13 protein-coding genes are annotated in these 17,838 nt (G+C 71.9%); 10 read left to right on the plus strand and 3 right to left on the minus strand.

Annotation, left to right across the window (positions count from 1 at the left end):
• Positions 1 to 34 precede the first annotated feature (34 nt).
• Positions 35 to 1,501 (plus strand): catalase, encoded by a 1,467-nt coding sequence (locus ACZ53K_RS01075; protein WP_468830339.1) that lies wholly within the window; start codon positions 35 to 37, stop codon positions 1,499 to 1,501.
• Positions 1,502 to 1,582: 81 nt separating this feature from the next.
• Here the strand turns inward: ACZ53K_RS01075 and ACZ53K_RS01080 are convergent, their stop codons facing one another.
• Positions 1,583 to 3,835 (minus strand): transglycosylase domain-containing protein, encoded by a 2,253-nt coding sequence (locus ACZ53K_RS01080; protein ID WP_468830341.1) that lies wholly within the window; start codon positions 3,833 to 3,835, stop codon positions 1,583 to 1,585.
• 283 nt (positions 3,836 to 4,118) lie between these two features.
• Here ACZ53K_RS01080 and ACZ53K_RS01085 point away from each other — a divergent pair, with 283 nt between their 5' ends.
• The 8 genes from ACZ53K_RS01085 to ACZ53K_RS01120 all read left to right on the plus strand — a co-directional run bounded on the left by ACZ53K_RS01085 (position 4,119) and on the right by ACZ53K_RS01120 (position 15,027).
• A complete protein-coding gene (locus ACZ53K_RS01085) occupies positions 4,119 to 5,096 on the plus strand; it encodes an SPFH domain-containing protein (RefSeq protein WP_468830343.1) in 978 nt (325 codons plus the stop codon).
• A complete protein-coding gene (locus ACZ53K_RS01090) occupies positions 5,093 to 5,440 on the plus strand; it encodes a type II toxin-antitoxin system antitoxin (RefSeq protein WP_468830345.1) in 348 nt (115 codons plus the stop codon). Before ACZ53K_RS01085 ends, ACZ53K_RS01090 begins: the two co-directional genes overlap by 4 nt.
• 213 nt (positions 5,441 to 5,653) lie before the next feature.
• A complete protein-coding gene (locus ACZ53K_RS01095; RefSeq protein ID WP_468830347.1) occupies positions 5,654 to 6,340 on the plus strand; it encodes an ABC transporter ATP-binding protein in 687 nt (228 codons plus the stop codon).
• Complete coding sequence (locus ACZ53K_RS01100; RefSeq protein ID WP_468830349.1) at positions 6,337 to 8,751, plus strand: ABC transporter permease; 2,415 nt, start codon at positions 6,337 to 6,339, stop codon at positions 8,749 to 8,751. The genes ACZ53K_RS01095 and ACZ53K_RS01100 overlap by 4 nt, the downstream gene beginning before the upstream one ends.
• A gap of 105 nt (positions 8,752 to 8,856) precedes the next feature.
• Entirely contained in the window at positions 8,857 to 9,381 is a 525-nt protein-coding gene (locus ACZ53K_RS01105; RefSeq protein ID WP_468830351.1) for a PadR family transcriptional regulator, read from the plus strand.
• Complete coding sequence (locus tag ACZ53K_RS01110; protein WP_468830353.1) at positions 9,378 to 10,067, plus strand: ABC transporter ATP-binding protein; 690 nt, start codon at positions 9,378 to 9,380, stop codon at positions 10,065 to 10,067. The genes ACZ53K_RS01105 and ACZ53K_RS01110 overlap by 4 nt, the downstream gene beginning before the upstream one ends.
• Before the next feature lie 64 nt (positions 10,068 to 10,131).
• Positions 10,132 to 12,579, plus strand: a complete 2,448-nt coding sequence (locus tag ACZ53K_RS01115) for an ABC transporter permease (RefSeq protein WP_468830355.1) — start codon at positions 10,132 to 10,134, stop codon at positions 12,577 to 12,579.
• A 57-nt stretch (positions 12,580 to 12,636) separates the two neighbouring features.
• Positions 12,637 to 15,027: an FtsX-like permease family protein gene (locus tag ACZ53K_RS01120; protein WP_468830788.1), complete on the plus strand. Its 2,391-nt coding sequence runs from the start codon at positions 12,637 to 12,639 to the stop codon at positions 15,025 to 15,027.
• A gap of 33 nt (positions 15,028 to 15,060) precedes the next feature.
• Here ACZ53K_RS01120 and ACZ53K_RS01125 read toward each other — a convergent pair whose 3' ends face one another.
• Both ACZ53K_RS01125 and ACZ53K_RS01130 read right to left on the minus strand, forming a co-directional pair.
• The gene (locus ACZ53K_RS01125; protein WP_468830357.1) at positions 15,061 to 16,017 is read right to left on the minus strand and encodes a LysR substrate-binding domain-containing protein; all 957 of its coding nucleotides are present in this window, start codon (positions 16,015 to 16,017) and stop codon (positions 15,061 to 15,063) included.
• Positions 16,018 to 16,578: 561 nt separating this feature from the next.
• Positions 16,579 to 16,932: a histone-like nucleoid-structuring protein Lsr2 gene (locus ACZ53K_RS01130; RefSeq protein WP_468830359.1), complete on the minus strand. Its 354-nt coding sequence runs from the start codon at positions 16,930 to 16,932 to the stop codon at positions 16,579 to 16,581.
• Between the two features lie 337 nt (positions 16,933 to 17,269).
• On the opposite strand from ACZ53K_RS01130, the gene ACZ53K_RS01135 reads away from it, so the two are divergent.
• The gene (locus ACZ53K_RS01135) at positions 17,270 to 17,824 is read left to right on the plus strand and encodes a peroxiredoxin (RefSeq protein WP_073758668.1); all 555 of its coding nucleotides are present in this window, start codon (positions 17,270 to 17,272) and stop codon (positions 17,822 to 17,824) included.
• Positions 17,825 to 17,838: the final 14 nt, after the last annotated feature.

The raw sequence follows: 17,838 nt of genomic DNA on the forward strand, positions 1-17,838 counted from the left end.
GACTGACGACCCCACCACCGGGAGGCGCTCCGCCATGACCAGCTCCGCGCACGACGTCCCGCGTACGACGACCAACGCCGGCGTCCCGGTCGAGAGCGACGAGCACTCGCTCTCGGTGGGCTCCGATGGTCCGCTGCTGCTCCAGGACCACTACCTCATCGAGAAGATGGCCCAGTTCAACCGGGAACGGGTGCCCGAGCGGGTGGTGCACGCCAAGGGCAGCGGCGCGTACGGGTTCTTCGAAGTGACCAACGACGTCAGCCAGTTCACCAAGGCGGACCTCTTCCAGCCGGGCCGGCGCACCGAGATGCTGGCCCGTTTCTCGACGGTCGCGGGCGAGCAGGGCTCGCCGGACACCTGGCGCGACCCGCGCGGCTTCGCGCTGAAGTTCTACACCGAGTACGGCAACTACGACCTGGTCGGGAACAACACGCCGGTCTTCTTCGTGCGGGACCCGAGCAAGTTCCAGGACTTCATCCGCTCGCAGAAGCGCCGCCCGGACAGCGGGGTGCGCGACCATGACATGCAGTGGGACTTCTGGACGCTGTCGCCGGAGACGGCGCACATGGTCACGTGGCTGATGGGCGACCGGGGCATCCCGAAGACGTACCGGCACATGAACGGTTACGGCTCGCACACGTACATGTGGGTCAACGGCGGCGGCGAGCGGTTCTGGATCAAGTACCACATCAAGACCGACCAGGGCATCGACTTCCTGACGCAGGAGGAGGCGGACCGGCTGGCGGGTGAGGACGGCGATCTGCACCGCCGTGACCTGCACCAGGCGATCGCGGCCGGCGATCCGCCCTCGTGGACCATGTACGTCCAGGTGATGCCGTTCGACGACGCGCCGGACTACCGCTTCAACCCGTTCGACCTGACCAAGGTGTGGCCGCACGGTGACTACCCGCTGACCGAGGTCGGCCGGATGACGCTGGACCGCAATCCGCAGGACTTCTTCGTCCACATCGAGCAGGCGGCGTTCGAGCCGTCCAACATGGTGCCGGGCATCGGCCCGTCGCCGGACAAGATGCTGCTGGGCCGGCTGTTCTCGTACCCGGACACCCACCGCTACCGCATCGGCCCGAACTACGCGCAGCTGCCGCCCAACCGCCCGCACTCGGTGGTCACCTCGTACGCGAAGGACGGCCCGATGCGCTACGAGCCGTCCCGTACGGCGGCGGTGTACGCGCCGAACTCGTACGGCGGGCCGACGGCCGACACCCAGAACTTCGGCGACCCGGCGGGCTGGCACGCGGCGGGCGAGATGGTGCGGGAGGCGTACCGGCTGCGCCGTGACGACGACGACGACTGGAGTCAGGCGGGCACCCAGGTACGCCAGGTGCTGGACGACGCGGCGCGCGGGCGGCTGGTCGACAACGTCGCCGGGCACCTGTCGAAGGGCGTGAGCCGCCCGGTGCTGCTGCGCGCCCTGCAGTACTGGCGCAACGTGGACAAGGCGATCGGTGACCGGATCGCCGCGCGCTTCAACGGCGGCTGAGCCCCGGCCCGGCCCCGGTGCGAAACGGCCGTGGCCCCCGCCCGGAGGCGGGGGCCACGGCTCAGCGGCGTCAGGCGCCGGTCACGGCAGGTCCTCGAAGCCGGGCGGCCGGCCGTTGTTGCCGTTTCCGCCGCTGCCGCCGGACGGGGAGGCCGGGGGCGACTCCGGGGGCGACGAGGGCGTCCGCGACGGCGAGTGCGACGGTGTGCGGGACGGCGTCCCCGACGGCGAGTGCGACGGTGTGCGGGACGGCGTCTCCGACGGCGAGTGCGACGCCGTGGGGGGCGGCGAGTGCGAGGGGGGGCCGGCCGGCGGCGGGGTGACGGTCGGGGCCACTCCGGCGCCGAGGTTCGTGTCGAGGTCGAACTTGGCCCCGGTCTCGTCGCCGATCGCCGCCGCGGTGTAGGCGGCCCAGACCTCGGCCGGGTAACCGCCGCCGTTGACGCGCCCGCCGCCGCCGGCGCCCTTGAGCGAGACCTGCTTGCCGCCCTTGGTCTCCTCGCCGAACATGCCGACCGCGGTGACCAGCTTCGGCGTGTAGCCGACGAACCACGCCGACTTGTTGTCGTCGGAGGTGCCGGTCTTGCCCGCCGCCTGGTAGTCGGTGCCGCCGATCGCGTTCTTGGCCGTACCGTCGTTGACCACCCCGCGCAGCACGGAGGTGACGGTGTCGGCGGTCTCACGGGTCAGCACCTGGGAGCCGATGGGGCTGGCCAGCTCGACCTCCTGCGCGCCGTGCTGGGCCTTGGCGACCAGGGCCGGTTCGACCTTCTTGCCGTGGTTGTCGAGCGTGGCGTAGGCGGCGGCCATCTGCATCGGACTGGCGCCCATGCTGCCGAGCGTCATCGCGGGCTGGACGTCCATCCGGCTGCCGTCCATGCCGAGGCTGACCGCGGTCTTCTTGACCTCGTCCAGGCCGACGTCCGCGCCCATCTGCGCGAAGACGGAGTTGACGGAGTTGTTGGTCGCCTGCTGGACGCTGACCTTGCCGTAGGAGACCTCGTCCTCGTTCGGCGGCGCGAAGGGCTTGATGCTGTTGGCCACCGGGCGGCGGTTGCGGCCGTCGTAGACGGTGTCGGGCGTGATGGGCACGCCGGCCTGGGTCTTGGCGTGGTTCTCCAGAGCCGAGGCGAAGATCAGCGGCTTGAACGTGGAGGCGGGCTGGAAGTCGGCGCGCGTGGCGTTGTTCGTGTAGTGCTTGGTGTAGCCCGCGCCGCCGTACATCGCGACGACGTGACCGGTCTTGGGGTCGACCGAGACGGCGCCGAGCTGGGCGTCCCGGTCGGCCTTGCGGCTCTCCGGCTGGAGCTTGTCGGTCAGCTTGCGCTTGACGGCCTTCTCCAGCTCCTGCTGCTTCTTCTTGTCGATGGCCAGGGTGATGGTCCAGCCGCCGGCGGCCAGTTCCTTCTCGTCGACGCCCTTGCGGATCAGCTCGTCGTTGGCGGCGTTGATGAAGTAGCCGACCTGGCCGGCCACGCCGGGCAGCGGCTTGGGCTTGATGGGCTGCTGGAACGTCTGCTGCTGCCGGTCGGCGGCGTCGAGCCACTTCATCTCGACCATGTTGTTGAGCGTGTACGCCCAGCGCTCCTGCACGCGCTTCTTGCCGGCGTCGGAGGCGATGGCCCAGTCGTACTGGCTGGGCGCCTGGAGCAGGGAGGCCAGGTATGCGCCCTGGCTGACGGACAGCTTGTCGACGTCCACACCGTAGTACGCCTGGGCCGCGGCCTGGATGCCGTACGCGCCGCGGCCGTAGTAGCTGGTGTTCATGTACCCGGCGAGGATGTCGTCCTTGCTGAGCTTGTTGTCGACCTTGAGGGAGATGACGATTTCCTGGAGCTTGCGGCTGACCGTCTGCTCCTGGCTCAGGTAGTAGTTCTTGACGTACTGCTGGGTGATGGTCGAGCCACCCTGCTTGCCCTGGCCCTTGAGGGTGTTGAGGACGCCGCGCAGGGTGCCCTTCAGGTCGACGCCGGAGTCCTGGTAGAAGGTCTTGTTCTCGGCCGCGACGAAGGCGTGCTGGACGTGCTTGGGGATCTGGTCGATCTTGACGGTCTCGCGGTTCACCGCTTTGTCCGCGCCCTTGCGGGCCATGACCGAGCCGTCGGCGTACTTGTAGACGTTGCTCTGGCTGGTGGCCTGGAAGTTGCCCTCGTCGGGGACGTCCACGTACAGGTACAGCCCGATGAAACCGAGGATGCCCAGCAGGCACACGCCGAGGAAGGCTCCGAGGACCTTCTTCCAGGTGAAGAACCGGCGTATGCCGCCCTTCTCGCCCTTCGGCTTCGCCCGGCGTTTACGCCCTTGCGCCGCTCGCCTCGCGTCCGCTCGCCCCATCGCTCCCGCAACTCCAGTCGTTCCGCCCCCAATAACTCAGCTCACGAAGCTAACACCGCATCTGTCAACAAATCCTCATCGATCAAGGCTTTTCCCGACGTGACAAAGAGCACCCGGACCGGGGGAACCGTCCCGTCAGGATGCCGTACCGACCTGAGAGCCCCCTTAAAGTGCTATCACTTTGCTAAGCTGACGACAGCACAATCGATCCGTACGGCCACGGACGCGGCAACGATCGCGCCGCGGCCCGCCACGGGGAACTCACGAGGAACGGGGACCACCCATGACCGACCAGACACCGGCCGGCGGCAACGACGCGACGGGCGGCGACGCACAGCTCGCGGCCGACGCGCCGGAGATGCCCCGCCCGCAGGTCCGCGAGACGCCGGCGCACAGCATTCCGGGCGGCCTGGGCCTGCTGCTCACCGTCCTGGGCGTGTTCGCCGGGCTCGGCATGATCATCGGTGGCGGCGTGCTCGCCTCCAACGGGACCAAGGCGGTGGGCGTACCGCTGATCATCGTCGGCGTCCTGCTGCTGGTGGGCTCGCTGTTCTGCATGACCGGCGTGAAGATGGTCGCCCCCGGCGAGGCCCGGGTCATCCAGCTCTTCGGCCGCTACGTCGGCACCATCCGCGAGGACGGCCTGCGCTGGGTCAACCCGCTGACCGCCGACCGCAAGATCTCCACCCGCGTGCGCAACCACGAGACCGCGGTCCTGAAGGTCAACGACGCGTACGGCAACCCGATCGAACTGGCCTCCATCGTCGTGTGGCAGGTCGAGGACACCGCGCAGGCGCTGTTCGAGGTCGACGACTTCCTGGAGTTCGTCGCCACCCAGACCGAGGCGGCGGTGCGGCACATCGCGATCGAGTACCCGTACGACGCGCACGACGAGGACGCGCTGTCGCTGCGCGGCAACGCCGAGGAGATCACCGAGAAGCTGGCCGCCGAACTGACCGCCCGGGTGCAGGCCGCGGGCGTACGGATCATCGAGTCCCGCTTCAGCCACCTCGCGTACGCTCCGGAGATCGCCTCGGCGATGCTCCAGCGGCAGCAGGCCGGCGCGGTCGTGGCGGCCCGCCAGCAGATCGTCGAGGGCGCGGTCGGCATGGTCGAGATGGCGCTGGCCCGCATCAGCGAGCAGGACATCGTGGAACTGGACGAGGAGCGGAAGGCAGCCATGGTCAGCAACCTGATGGTGGTGCTGTGCGGCGACCGGGCCGCCCAGCCCGTACTGAACACCGGCTCCCTCTACCAGTGAGTGCGGGCGGCTCCCAGGACGCGCCCCGGGACGCTTCCGGGGCCGCCGGACCCGCGGACGGCGACCGGGCCGCGAAACGGCGGGCGCAGCGGCGCAAGCAGATGCTGCTGCGGCTCGATCCGCTGGTGCACGACGCGCTCGCCCGCTGGGCCGACGACGAGCTGCGCAGCGCCAACGCCCAGGTGGAGTTCCTGCTGCGGAAGGCGCTGGCGGACGCGGGGCGGCTGCCGAAGGGCGCGGGCGGGCTGCCGCGGCGGGGGCGGCCGCCAAAGGCCGCCGGGCCGCGGGACGAGGCGGCCGGCGGGGAGCCGGAAGGGCCGGAGGAGTCCGGGCCGGGCGGGTGAGACACCAGGGAAGCCGGAGGTCCGGTCCGTGCGCGGGCGGGGCCTCCGGCCGCTTCCGGGCCGGGTATACACCACAGGTATACACGCCATGTAGAGTGACGCCATGTCCTACCGGGGCAGTCCCGGAGACCGCCAGCGGTCCCCGGCGCCCCTCGGCGGAGCCCCGGCCCCGCCGCCCGGACCACCCCCGTCCGCACTTCCGGAGGCCCTCGTATGACCCCGGCCGGTTCTCTGCTCAAGGCCAGCGCCCTGCACAAGGCGTACGGCTCGACCCGCGCGCTCGACGGCGCCGAGTTCTCCATCCACCCCGGCGAGGTCGTCGCCGTCATGGGCCCCTCCGGCTCCGGCAAATCGACCCTGCTGCACTGCCTCGCCGGGATCGTCCGCCCGGACTCCGGCAGCGTCATGTACGGCTCCCGCGACCTGACGCAGATGAGCGACGCCCAGCGCAGCGCCCTGCGCCGCGCCGACTTCGGCTTCGTCTTCCAGTTCGGCCAGCTCGTCCCCGAACTGACCTGCGTGGAGAACGTCGCGCTGCCGCTGCGCCTGAACGGCGTCAAGCGCAAGGAGGCCGAGGAGCGCTCCCAGGAGTGGCTGGAGCGGCTGGAGGTCGGCGCGGTGGCGGCCAAGCGGCCCGGCGAGGTCTCGGGCGGCCAGGGCCAGCGGGTCGCGGTGGCCCGCGCGCTCGCCGCCCGGCCGCGCGTGATCTTCGCCGACGAGCCCACCGGCGCCCTGGACTCCCTCAACGGCGAACGGGTGATGACCCTGCTGACCGAAGCCGCCCGCGACACCAGCGCCGCGGTCGTCCTGGTCACCCACGAGGCCCGGGTCGCCGCGTACTCCGACCGCGAGATCGTCGTCCGCGACGGCCAGGCCCGGGAAATGGCGGGCACCGTATGACCACCGTCGACCACCACCCCGGCCCCACGGACCAGGAGGAACCTTCCGGCAAGGCCCCGGCCGGTCTCGCCGTCTGGTTCCGCGACCTCGTCATGGGCATGCGCTTCGCCGTCGGCAGCGGCCGCGAGGGCTGGACCCGTACGGCGCTGACCGCCGTCGGCGTCGGCCTGGGCGTGGCCCTGCTGCTGGGCGCCTCCTCCGTACCGACCTTGCTGGGCAACCGCACCGAGCGGAGCGACGCGCGCCGCATCGTCATGTCGGAACATGAGGCGAAGCCCTCCGACAGCACCGTCGTCTACCGGCACCTGGGTTCCAAGTTCCGCGGCACCGACGTGGACGGTGTCCTGCTGCGCCCGGACGGCGTCAGTCCGGCGCTGCCGCCCGGCGTGGACCGGATGCCGGGCCCCGGCGAGATGGTGGTCTCGCCCGTACTGAAGAAGCTCCTGGAGTCCCCGGACGGCGAACTGCTGCGCGAGCGGCTCCCGTGGCGCGTGGTGGGCACCATCGGCGACGAGGGCCTGGTGGGCCCCGCCGAGCACTACTACTACGCGGGCAGCGCCAGTCTCGTACCGGGGGACGGCGTCAACCGCACCACCGGGTTCGGCGAAACCATCCGTTCGCAGGGCATGGACCCGATCCTGCTCGTCCTGATCCTCGTCGGCTGCGTCGTCCTGCTGATGCCGGTGGCCATCTTCATCGCCACCGCCGTCCGCTTCGGCGGCGAGCGCCGCGACCGGCGGCTGGCCGCGCTGCGCCTGGTGGGCGCCGACAACCGCATGACGCGCCGGATCGCCGCCGGGGAGGCCCTGCTCGGCTCGCTGTTCGGGCTGGCCGTCGGCGCCGGGCTGTTCCTGTTCGGCCGGCAGTTCATCGGCGCGGTCGACATCAGCAGCCTCAACGCCTTCCCCGCCGACCTGTCGCCGGTCCCGGCCCTGGCCGTCCTGATCCTGCTGGCCGTCCCCGCGTCGGCCGTCGCCGTCACCCTCTTCGCGCTGCGCGGTATCGCCATCGAGCCGCTGGGCGTCGTACGCAACGCCGTACCGCGCCGGCGGCGGCTGTGGTGGCGGCTGCCGATCCCGCTCATCGGGCTGGGGATGCTGGTGGCGTACGGCTCGCTCGGCAAGGAAACGGAGTCCGTCAACCCGTACCAGATCGGCGGCGGCGCGGTCCTGACGCTGCTGGGCCTGACCATGCTGCTGCCCTGGCTGGTGGAAGCGGTCGTGACGCGGCTCAACGGCGGCGCGGTCCCGTGGCAGCTGGCCACCCGCCGGCTCCAGCTGAGCAGCAGCAGCGCGGCCCGCGCGGTCAGCGGCATCACCGTGGCCGTGGCCGGTGCCATCGCGCTCCAGATGCTGTTCGCCGCCGTCGGCAGCGACTACAAAGAGGCCACCGGGCAGGACTCCTCACGGGCCCAGCTGCAGGTCATGCTGCCGGCCCGGGACGGCGCCGCCACGGAGAAGATGATCGCCGACTTCAAGCGGACCAAGGGCGTCAGCGGCGTCATCGCCACCGTCAGCTCACAGATCCTGTCCGCCAAGGGAGAGCGTGGCGAAGGAGGCTTCCCGCTGAGCACCTCGGTCTCGGTCGGCTCCTGCGCGACCCTGCGGGAGATCGCCCGGCCGGGCGGCGCGTGCAAGGACGGTGACGTCTTCCTGATCAAGGGCCGTCCCGGCTCCTTCACCGACGAGGACCTGCCCAAGGTCGTACGCCCCGGCGGCACGGTGCTCCTCAACGACTTCGACGAGGACGGCAAGCGCGTGGGCGCGCCCAGGCCCTGGGCCCTGCCCCGTACGATCCCCACGGTCGACGCCCGGCCGGACCCGAGCGGTGAGCAGGTCACCGGCCTGTTCGCCACCCTGGGCGCGGTCGACATGCAGAAGCTGGCGCGTCCCACGGCCAAGGCCATGATCCGACTGGACCCGGCCGTCCCGGACGCCGCCGAGTACGCCCGTAACACCGCGGCCCGCGTCGACCTGACGGCCACCGTCTTCCAGCTGTCCGACACCAAGGAGGACCCGCGCTACGTGACCGTGCGCCGGGGCCTGATGATCGCGTCCATCGCGACCATGACACTGATCGCCGCGAGCATGCTGGTCACCACCCTGGAGCAGCTGCGCGAACGCCGCCGTCTGCTGTCGGTCCTGGTGGCCTTCGGCACCCGGCGCGCCACCCTCGCCTGGTCCGTCCTGTGGCAGACCGCCCTTCCGATGGCCCTGGGCCTGGTGCTCGCGGTGGCCGGCGGCCTCGGGCTCGGCCGGGTGCTGCTGACGCTGGCGGGCAAGAGCGGCGTCGCCTGGTCGGCGGTGTGGCCGCTGCCCCTGGTCGGAGGCGGGCTGGTCGTACTCGTGACGCTGCTCAGCATGCCGCCGCTGTGGCGCATGATGCGCGCGGACGGGCTGCGTTCGGAATGACCGGAACGGCGTCCCGGGGCCCGCGCGCCATGGCCCCGGGACACCGGCGGTGCTATGCACGATGCGTATACACCACGGCCGTAGCGACGAAGTAAGGTGGTCGGCATGTCAATCGGTCATACGCTTCTGGGCCTCCTGGAGTCCGGCCCCCGCCATGGCTACGACCTCAAGCGGGCGTTCGACGAGCACTTCGGACACGACCGCCCGCTGCACTACGGACAGGTCTACTCGACCATGTCCCGCCTGCTGAAGAACGGCCTCGTCGAGGTGGACGGCGTCGAGGCGGGCGCGGGCCCGGAGCGCAAGCGCTACGCCATCACGGACGCCGGCGTCACCGACGTCGCCCAGTGGCTGGCCCGGCCCGAGAAGCCCGAGCCGTACCTCCAGTCGACGCTCTACACGAAGGTGGTGCTGGCCCTGCTCACCGGGCGGGACGCCGCCGAACTGCTGGACACCCAGCGCACCGAGCACCTGCGCCTGATGCGCGGCCTGACCGAGCGCAAGCGCAAGGGCGACCTCGCCGACCAGCTCATCTGCGACCACGCCCTGTTCCATCTGGAGGCGGACCTGCGCTGGCTGGAGCTGACCGCCGCCCGCCTGGACAAGCTGGCCGCGGTGATCACCACGTGACGCCCGAGGGTTCGCTGCTGGCCGCCGAGGCCCTGCACAAGTCGTTCGGACAGACCCACGCGCTGGCCGGGGTGGACTTCTCCATCCACCCCGGTGAGGTCGTCGCCGTCATGGGCCCTTCCGGCTCCGGCAAATCGACCCTGCTGCACTGCCTGGCGGGCATCGTCCTGCCGGACTCCGGCAGTGTCCGCTACGGCGACCACGACGTGACGCAGCTGAGTGACGCCCAGCGCAGCGCCCTGCGCCGCGCCGACTTCGGCTTCGTCTTCCAGTTCGGCCAGCTCGTACCGGAACTGACCTGCGTGGAGAACGTGGCCCTGCCGCTGCGCCTGAACGGCGTCAAGCGCAAGGAGGCGCAGCGGCACGCCCGCGAGTGGCTGGAGCGCCTGGAGGTCGAGGACACCGAGGGCAAGCGGCCCGGCGAGGTCTCCGGCGGCCAGGGCCAGCGCGTCGCGGTGGCCCGCGCCCTCGCCTCCCGGCCCCGCGTGATCTTCGCCGACGAGCCCACCGGCGCCCTGGACTCCCTCAACGGCGAGCGCGTGCTGACCCTGCTGACCGACGCGGCCCGCGACACCAACGCCGCCGTCGTGCTCGTCACCCACGAGGCCCGGGTCGCCGCGTACTCCGACCGCGAGATCGTCGTCCGCGACGGCAAGGTGAAGGACATGCTGGCGGGCCTGCTGTGAGTCCGCACGGCGCCCCCGTCACGCCCGGCCCGGCCGGGACCGCTGCCCCGATCGGCACCGCCGGATGACGCTGCTCGGCCCGCGTACCAAGCACGGCGCCGCAGGATCCGGCGGGCGCGGCAGCCCGTCGGCCGCTCCCGGGGAGCCTGCCATACCCGGCTCGTCTCCCGCCGGCCCCGCCGTCTGGGCCCGCGACCTCGCCGCCGGACTGCGCTTCGCCGCGGGCGGCGGCCGTGAGGGCTGGATCCGTACGGCGCTGACCGCCGTCGGCGTCGGGCTCGGCGTGGCCGTCCTGCTGCTGGGCGCGTCCGTACCGTCCCTGCTCGACTCCTGGCACGGCCGGGAGAAGGCCCGCGAGAACCTGGGGCAGGCGCACGAGCCGCGCCCCGCCGACGACACGCTGCTGTACGCCCACGCCGACACGCGTTACCACCACCAGAACATCCGCGGCCGGCTCGTCAAACCCGACGGGACGCACCCGCCGAAGCCACCGGGCGTCGCCGCTCTGCCCGGGCCGGGGACCATGCTGGTCTCCCCCAAGCTCAAGGAGCTGCTGGACTCGCCCGGCGGCAAGGCGCTGCGCGACCGGCTCCCGTACCGCACCGTGGGCACCATCGGCGACGCCGGCCTGCAAGGCCCGGCCGAACTGACCTTCCTCGCGGGCAGCTCCACGCTGTCCGAACGGCTCGGTGCCTATCGCCTCGACCACTTCGGGCTGGAGTTCGTCCAGCGCCCGATGCGGGCCCCCGCGGTGGTGCTGGTGATCATGACGTGTGTGGCGCTGCTGACGCCGGTCATGGTCTTCATCGGTACGTCCGTCCGGTTCGGCAGCGAGCGCCGCGGCCACCGGCTCGCCGCGCTGCGCCTGGTCGGCGCCGACATCCGCACGACCCGGCGGATCGCCGCCGGGGAGGCGCTGCTCGGTTCGCTGGCGGGCCTGGCGCTGGGCGCCGGGTTCTTCCTCGGCGGGCGGCAGTTCGCCTCCGTGGTGACGCTGTGGGACATCAACGTCTTCCCCTCGGACATCACCCCCGACCCGCTGCTGGCCACGCTGGTCGCGGTGCTGGTGCCGTCCGCCGCCGTACTGGTGACGCTGTTCGCGCAGCGCGGTGTGACGGCCGAGCCGCTGGGCATCGTCCGCAACCGGCCGCCCGTCCGGCGGCGGCTGTGGTGGCGGCCGCTGGTGCCGCTGGCCGGGGCCGGACTGCTGCTGACCGTGTCCCGGGACGTCGACCGGGTGGACAGCGCGCTGAACACCTCCCGGCTCGCCATCGGCGCCACCCTGCTGCTGCTCGGCGTCACGGCGCTGCTGCCGTGGCTGGTCGACGCGGTGGTACGGCGACTGCGCGGCGGCCCGGTGCCCTGGCAGCTGGCCACCCGGCGGCTCCAGCTGAACAGCGGGGCCGCCACCCGCGCGGTCGGTGGCATCACCGTCGCGGTCGCCGGGGCCATCGCCGTCCACATGACCTTCACCGGGATGCAGGCCGGCTTCGCCGAGTCCTACGCCCGCAACGGCCGCCCGGTGGTCGAACTGACCGGGGGCACCACCGGCTGGAAGCAGACCCGGCACGCGCTCACCGTGCTGCGCGGCACCCAGGGCGTCACCCGGGCGGGCGGCTCGATCGAGTCCTCGGTGGCGGCGGCGGACGACCGGGGCCGGCTGATGGGGGGCAGCGAATTCCGCGTGGTGGACGGGGTGTTCGCCACGGTCGCCGACTGCGCCGAGCTGGCCCGGCTGGCCGAGGTCGGCACCTGCCGGGACGGGGACGTCTTCCTCACCGACAACCTGCGGAACGGCACCTTCGCGAAACCGGGCGCCCGGCTCAACCTCGACCCGCCCGAGGGCACCGGCCCCGCCCGCCCTCCGCAGTTGTGGACACTGCCCGCCACCACCCGGACCGTGCACGCGAAGACCGGCACCGACGACCTGCCCACCCGCGGCATCCTGAGCACCCCGTCCGCGGTCGACGTGAACCGGATGTACCACCCCCTGATGCATCTGACGGTCCGCTACGACCCCGCCGTACCGGACGCGGTGGAGCACATCCGTACCGCGGCGGCGCGCGTCAACCCCTCGATGTCCGTGGTGCCGCTGGCCGAGAACCGGCACGACGGGCAGTACGACAGTCTGCGCACCGGCCTGTTCATCGGCGCGGTGGTCACCCTGCTGCTGATCGGCGCGGGCCTGGTGATCTCCACCGTGGAGCAGCTGCACGAGCACCGGCGGCTGCTGTCGGTGCTGGACGCGTTCGGCACCCGGCGCACCACGCTGGGCTGGTCGGTCCTGTGGCAGACCGCGATCCCCGTCGTCCTGGGCCTGATGCTCGCCGTCGGGGGCGGGCTGGCGCTCGGCACGCTGCTGCTGTGGATGATCGACAGCGCGGTGTTCGTGGACTGGCCGGTGGTGGCGGGCATGGCGGGCGCCGGGGCCGGGGTGATCCTGCTGGTGACCGTGGCAAGCCTGCCGCCGCTGTGGCGGATGATGCGGCCGGACGGCCTACGGACGGAGTGAGCACAGGTGGACGAGCCCCTACGGCACCTGGTCCGGCGCTGGTGCCGTGACCTCGCCATGGGCGTACGGTTCGCGGTCGACGGCGGCCGCGAAGGCTGGATCCGTACGGCGCTGACCGCGCTCGGCGTGGGGCTGGGCGTCGCGGTGCTGCTGATCGCCGCCGCCGTCCCGCAGGCCGTCGGCACCGCCGTCGCCCGCGACAAGGCCCGCTCCGAGCTGTTCGGCGTCGCCGCCTCCGCCTCCGACCGCACGCTGCTGGTCGACCGGTCCGACACCGCCTATCACGGCCGGTCCGTCCGCGGGCGCCTCGTCCGGGCGGACGGGGACCGGCCCGTCACCCCGCCCGGCGTGCCGCACCTTCCGCGGCCCGGTGAGATGGTCGTCTCGCCCGCCCTGGCCGATGTGCTGGCCTCCTCGGACGGCGCGGACCTGCGCGACCGCTTCAAGGGCGTGCGTACGGTGGGGCGGATCGGCGCCGAGGGGCTGACCGGGCCGGACGAACTGGCGTACTACCAGGGGTCGGACCGGCTCACCCACGCCCATCCGGGCACCACGCGGATCGCCGCCTTCGGACGCGGCCCCGATGAAGCCTTCCCTGCCGAAAATCCCCAGCTGCTGCTGGCGATCCTGGTCGGCAGTGTGGCGCTGCTCGCTCCCGTGGCGGTGTTCATCGCCGCCGCGGTGCGCTTCGGCGGCGAGCGCCGCGACCGGCGGCTGGCGGCACTGCGGCTGGTGGGCACCGACCGCGCCACCACCCGGCGCATCGCGGCCGGCGAGGCGCTGGCCGGGTCACTGCTGGGCCTGCTCACCGGCGCCGCCGTCTTCCTGGCCGCCCGGTATCCCCTGTCCGGGATACGGGTGCTGGACTACGGCGTCTTCCCCTCCGACGTCGTACCGGACCCGTGGCTGACCGCCCTCGTCGCGCTGGCCGTCCCGCTCTGCTCGGTCGGCGTGGCCCTGCTGACGATGCGCCGGATCACCGTCGAACCGCTCGGTGTGACCCGGTCGGCACCGCCGGTGCGGCGCCGCCTGTGGTGGCGGCTGCTGCTGCCCGCCGCGGGCGTCGCGCTGCTGTGGCCGATGACGTTCGGCGGTACGGCGATGGTGGGCACCAGGTCCGGGGCCCAGGTGGTCGTGGGCACCTCACTGCTCCTGCTGGGCGTCGCCGCGCTGCTGCCGTGGCTGCTGGACGCCGTGGTCTCCCGGATCGGCGCGGGCGGCGGGCCGTCGTGGCAGCTGGCGGTGCGGCGGCTCCAGTTGAGCACCACCGCGGCGGCCCGCTCGGTCAGCGGTATCACCGTGGCCGTCGCCGGTGCCGTCGCGGTGCAGTTGCTGCTGGCCGGTGTCCAGACGAACGACCTGCCGGATCCGCTCCCGCCGTCCGGCAAACACCAGATGGTGATCGCTTCCCGGGAGGGAGAGCTGCCGGTGTCCGGCGCTCCCGGGATGTACCAGCGGCTGCGGGAGACCGCGGGCGTGCGGAGCGCGTACGGCGCGCTGCTCAGCAGTGCGGGCCCGCCGCCGTCCGGGGGCCGCCGGGCAGCTGCGCAGGGCGCCCCGGACGAGGTGGCCGACCCCGCGCCCTACCGGCTGGCCGTGGCCGACTGCGACGCGCTGCGCCGGATGGTCCGTACCGACCGGTGCGCCGACGGCGACGTGTTCTACACCCCGCCCAAGATCACCCGGGAGGACGGCACGGAAACCGGCCTGCCCGCCCCCGACGCACCGCCGGTCCCCCGTCCCGGCACCCGGCTGCTCATCTCCCCGGACACCGAGGGCCGGCCGGCCGCCTGGACGGTCCCGCGCGCCCTGCACACCGCCGACACGCTCCCCAGTTACTTCTCCCTGCACGACGCCAACATCCTCGCCACGCCCGGCGCCCTGGACCCGGCGCTGCTGCGGCACGCCGCCGTCGAGGTCGAGGTCCACCTCGACGGGGACCGGCCGGAAGCCACCGAGTACGTACGCAACACGGCGGCGCAGATCGACCCGCGCCTGGCCGTCATGGCGCTGGAAGCCGACCCGCACGGGGCCGGCCTGCGGGAACCCGGACTGTTCGGCGTCGTCGGCCCGGCGCTCCAGGCCGGTGCGATGGCGGTGCTGTGCCTCATCGGGGCGGGCCTGCTCATCTCCGTACTGGAGCAACTGCGCGAACGCGGGCGGCTGTTGTCGGCCCTGGACGCCTTCGGCACGCCGCACCGCACACTCGGCCGGTCGGTGCTGTGGCAGACCGCCGTCCCCGTCGTCCTCGGTCTGGCCCTCGCGGTCGGCTGCGGCATGGGACTCGGCCTCCTGCTGCTGCGCCTGGTGAACAAGCCGGTGCTGCCGGACTGGACCGGCATCGCCCTGCTCACCGGCACGGCCGGGGCGGTGATCCTCGCGGTGACCGCGCTCAGCCTGCCGCTGCTGTGGCGGCTGATGCGGCCGGACGGACTGCGTACGGAGTAGCCGGGCCGCGGCCCGTGGGGCAGGCGGCCCGGCTCACTCGGCGATCCGTACCGGAAGGCCCTTCATCGCCTCGCGCAGCGCGGCCGCGAACTCCTCGAACTCGCCCTGGCGCGCCGCGCCCGACCGCATGGCCAGGGCGATCCGCCGGGACGGTGCCGGGTCGGCGAAGTACCCGGTCGTCAGCTGGTCGTTGCGGGCCGTCTCGACGCGCAGCGCGGTACGCGGCAGCAGTGTGACGCCCAGGCCGCCCGCGACCAGCTGCACCAGGGTCGACAGCCCCGCCGCGCTGGTCGTCACCGGCGCGCCCTCGTCGCGGCCCGCCTCCCGGCAGATGTCCAGCGCCTGGTCGCGCAGGCAGTGCCCCTCGTCCAGCAGCAGCAGGTCCATGTCCTTGAGCGCCTCGCGCGGGATGTCCCCGCGCCCGCCCAGCCAGTGGTCCTTCGGCGCGACCAGCACGAAGTCCTCGTCGAACAGCGGCAGTTCGGCGACCGTCGGGGCGCCCAGCGGCACGGCGAGCAGCAGCAGGTCCAGCCGCCCCTGCTGGAGTCCGTCCAGCAGCGAGCCGGTCTGCTCCTCGTGGACCTGGAGTTCCAGATCGGGGTACGTGTCGTGCACCAGCCGCAGGACGGTCGGCAGCAGGTACGGGGCGACGGTCGGGATCACCCCGAGCCGCAGTACGCCGGTGAACGGCGCACGGGCCGCCTCCGCCTCCTCCATGAGGCCACCGACCGCTTCCAGGACGGCGCGGGCACGGGCGGCGACCCGTTCCCCGGCGGGCGAGAGCAGCACCTTGCGGGTCGTGCGCTCCAGGAGCTGCACCCCGAGGGCTTCCTCCAGGGCCGACACGGCGCCGGACAGCGCGGGCTGGCTCATGCCGATCTCCGCCGCGGCCTCCCGGAAGTGCAGATGTTCGGCCACGGCGACAAAGGCCCGCAGCTGCGCCAGACTGGGCTGCCGCGGCCGGGCCCCGGGATTCGTGGGGGATGCCACCGATAGCCACCTCCGATCAGAGTGATCCAGTCTAATGGCGCTCGGGGGCCTGCCGAGGGGGAGGATTTCCCGGGGGCGGTTCCGGCGTACGGCCGGCCGGACAATTGCCGCGTCGTGTTACCGGTGGGTTTCGGGGCAGGCGTCCGTCCACACCGCCCATGCGCCGCCACCCGCATTCCGGGGGCCGGGAATCCGTCATCCATTTCCGGGGATCACCGCGGGATTGCGAGAGCCGACCGCCCGTCCGGTATTACCCGGACACGGTGCGATTTTCCCTCCGCGGGGCACCTCACCCGCCACCCGCACCCGTCACACGGGCACCCCGCCGCGACACCGCCGCGGATACGGCCCGGGTGGATACGGCGCGGCCGGATACGAGCCGTTCCCGGCACCCGTACCGCCGGGATTTCGGCGGCCGCGGTCAACCGTAATTCGGACGGCGGCAGCCGACGCCGATTCTCCGGCGCACCGGCTGCCACCAGCACCGTTCACCAGGCCATACCCCTGGACCGGCCGATATCCGGCCACTGCCGTGGCACCTTCGGCCGGCGGGGGACACTGCTACTTGTTGGCGTTCTGGTACGCCTCACGGATATCGGCGGACACCCGTCCGCGCTCGTTGACCTCGTAACCGTTCTCCTTGGCCCAGGCGCGGATCTTCGCGGTCTCCCCCGACCCCGATCCCGAACCCGAAGCGGAGCCCGACTTGCGCGCCCCGGCACCCGTCTTCATACGCCCGGCGCGGCGGCCGGCCTTCAGGAACGGGCCGATCGCCTCCAGCAGCTTGTCGTAGCTGTCCGGGGCGAGGTCGACCTCGTATGCAATACCGTCGACCGAGAGGGAGTGCGTGGCGACCTCCGTGGATTCTTCCCCGGTGAGGTCATCCGTGTAAATAGTGACGATCTTCTGTGCCATGCGGGTGATTGTACGTCTCACGGCTCGCGATGGGGCCAATCTTTGGCGAGGTGAACGAACCGGGGAACATCGTTTCGGAGATAGCCGGTGGATTCCCCGGATTTCCGTCCCTTTTCGACCGATCCGGCATTGTTGTGCACGACTGTGCATACATGATGACGACCGGCCTCACGTCACTCCACCCTCCGCACCCCCGGGGCAACTGATAGCCAGCGCCGATCAACCCTTCATGATCTGGCTATTTCCCCGATCAATGCCCCCTGTGGCACTGTAGGGAACCGTCCAACCCCTCGCGTAAGCCCTGAACCAGGACTTACGTGCACACGAAGGAGAGTCTGTGCTCACTGTCGGAGACAAGTTCCCCGAGTTCGATCTGACCGCCTGCGTGTCGCTGGAGAGCGGCAAGGAGTTCGACCAGATCAACCACAAGACCTACGAAGGCAAGTGGAAGATCGTCTTCGCGTGGCCCAAGGACTTCACCTTCGTGTGCCCGACGGAGATCGCCGCCTTCGGCAAGCTGAACGACGAGTTCGCCGACCGCGACGCCCAGGTCCTCGGCTTCTCCGGTGACTCCGAGTTCGTGCACCACGCCTGGCGCAAGGACCACCCGGACCTGACCGACCTGCCCTTCCCGATGCTGGCCGACTCCAAGCACGAGCTGATGCGCGCGCTCGGCATCGAGGGCGAGGACGGCTTCGCGCAGCGTGCCGTCTTCATCGTGGACCAGAACAACGAGATCCAGTTCACCATGGTGACCGCCGGTTCCGTCGGCCGTAACCCCAAGGAGGTCCTGCGGGTCCTCGACGCGCTGCAGACCGACGAGCTGTGCCCCTGCAACTGGAGCAAGGGCGACGAGACCCTCGACCCGGTCGCGCTGCTCTCGGGCGAGTGAACCGCAGCTAGCGA

Source organism: Streptomyces sp. NPDC033221 (genome assembly GCF_055577005.1).

Coding starts and splice junctions, on each gene's coding strand:
- ACZ53K_RS01075 (WP_468830339.1), top strand. CDS start 35: ATGACCAGCTCCGCGCACGACGTCCCGCGTACGACGACCAACGCCGGC.
- ACZ53K_RS01080 (WP_468830341.1), bottom strand. CDS start 3,835: ATGGGGCGAGCGGACGCGAGGCGAGCGGCGCAAGGGCGTAAACGCCGG.
- ACZ53K_RS01085 (WP_468830343.1), top strand. CDS start 4,119: ATGACCGACCAGACACCGGCCGGCGGCAACGACGCGACGGGCGGCGAC.
- ACZ53K_RS01095 (WP_468830347.1), top strand. CDS start 5,654: ATGACCCCGGCCGGTTCTCTGCTCAAGGCCAGCGCCCTGCACAAGGCG.
- ACZ53K_RS01100 (WP_468830349.1), top strand. CDS start 6,337: ATGACCACCGTCGACCACCACCCCGGCCCCACGGACCAGGAGGAACCT.
- ACZ53K_RS01105 (WP_468830351.1), top strand. CDS start 8,857: ATGTCAATCGGTCATACGCTTCTGGGCCTCCTGGAGTCCGGCCCCCGC.
- ACZ53K_RS01115 (WP_468830355.1), top strand. CDS start 10,132: ATGACGCTGCTCGGCCCGCGTACCAAGCACGGCGCCGCAGGATCCGGC.
- ACZ53K_RS01120 (WP_468830788.1), top strand. CDS start 12,637: ATGGGCGTACGGTTCGCGGTCGACGGCGGCCGCGAAGGCTGGATCCGT.
- ACZ53K_RS01130 (WP_468830359.1), bottom strand. CDS start 16,932: ATGGCACAGAAGATCGTCACTATTTACACGGATGACCTCACCGGGGAA.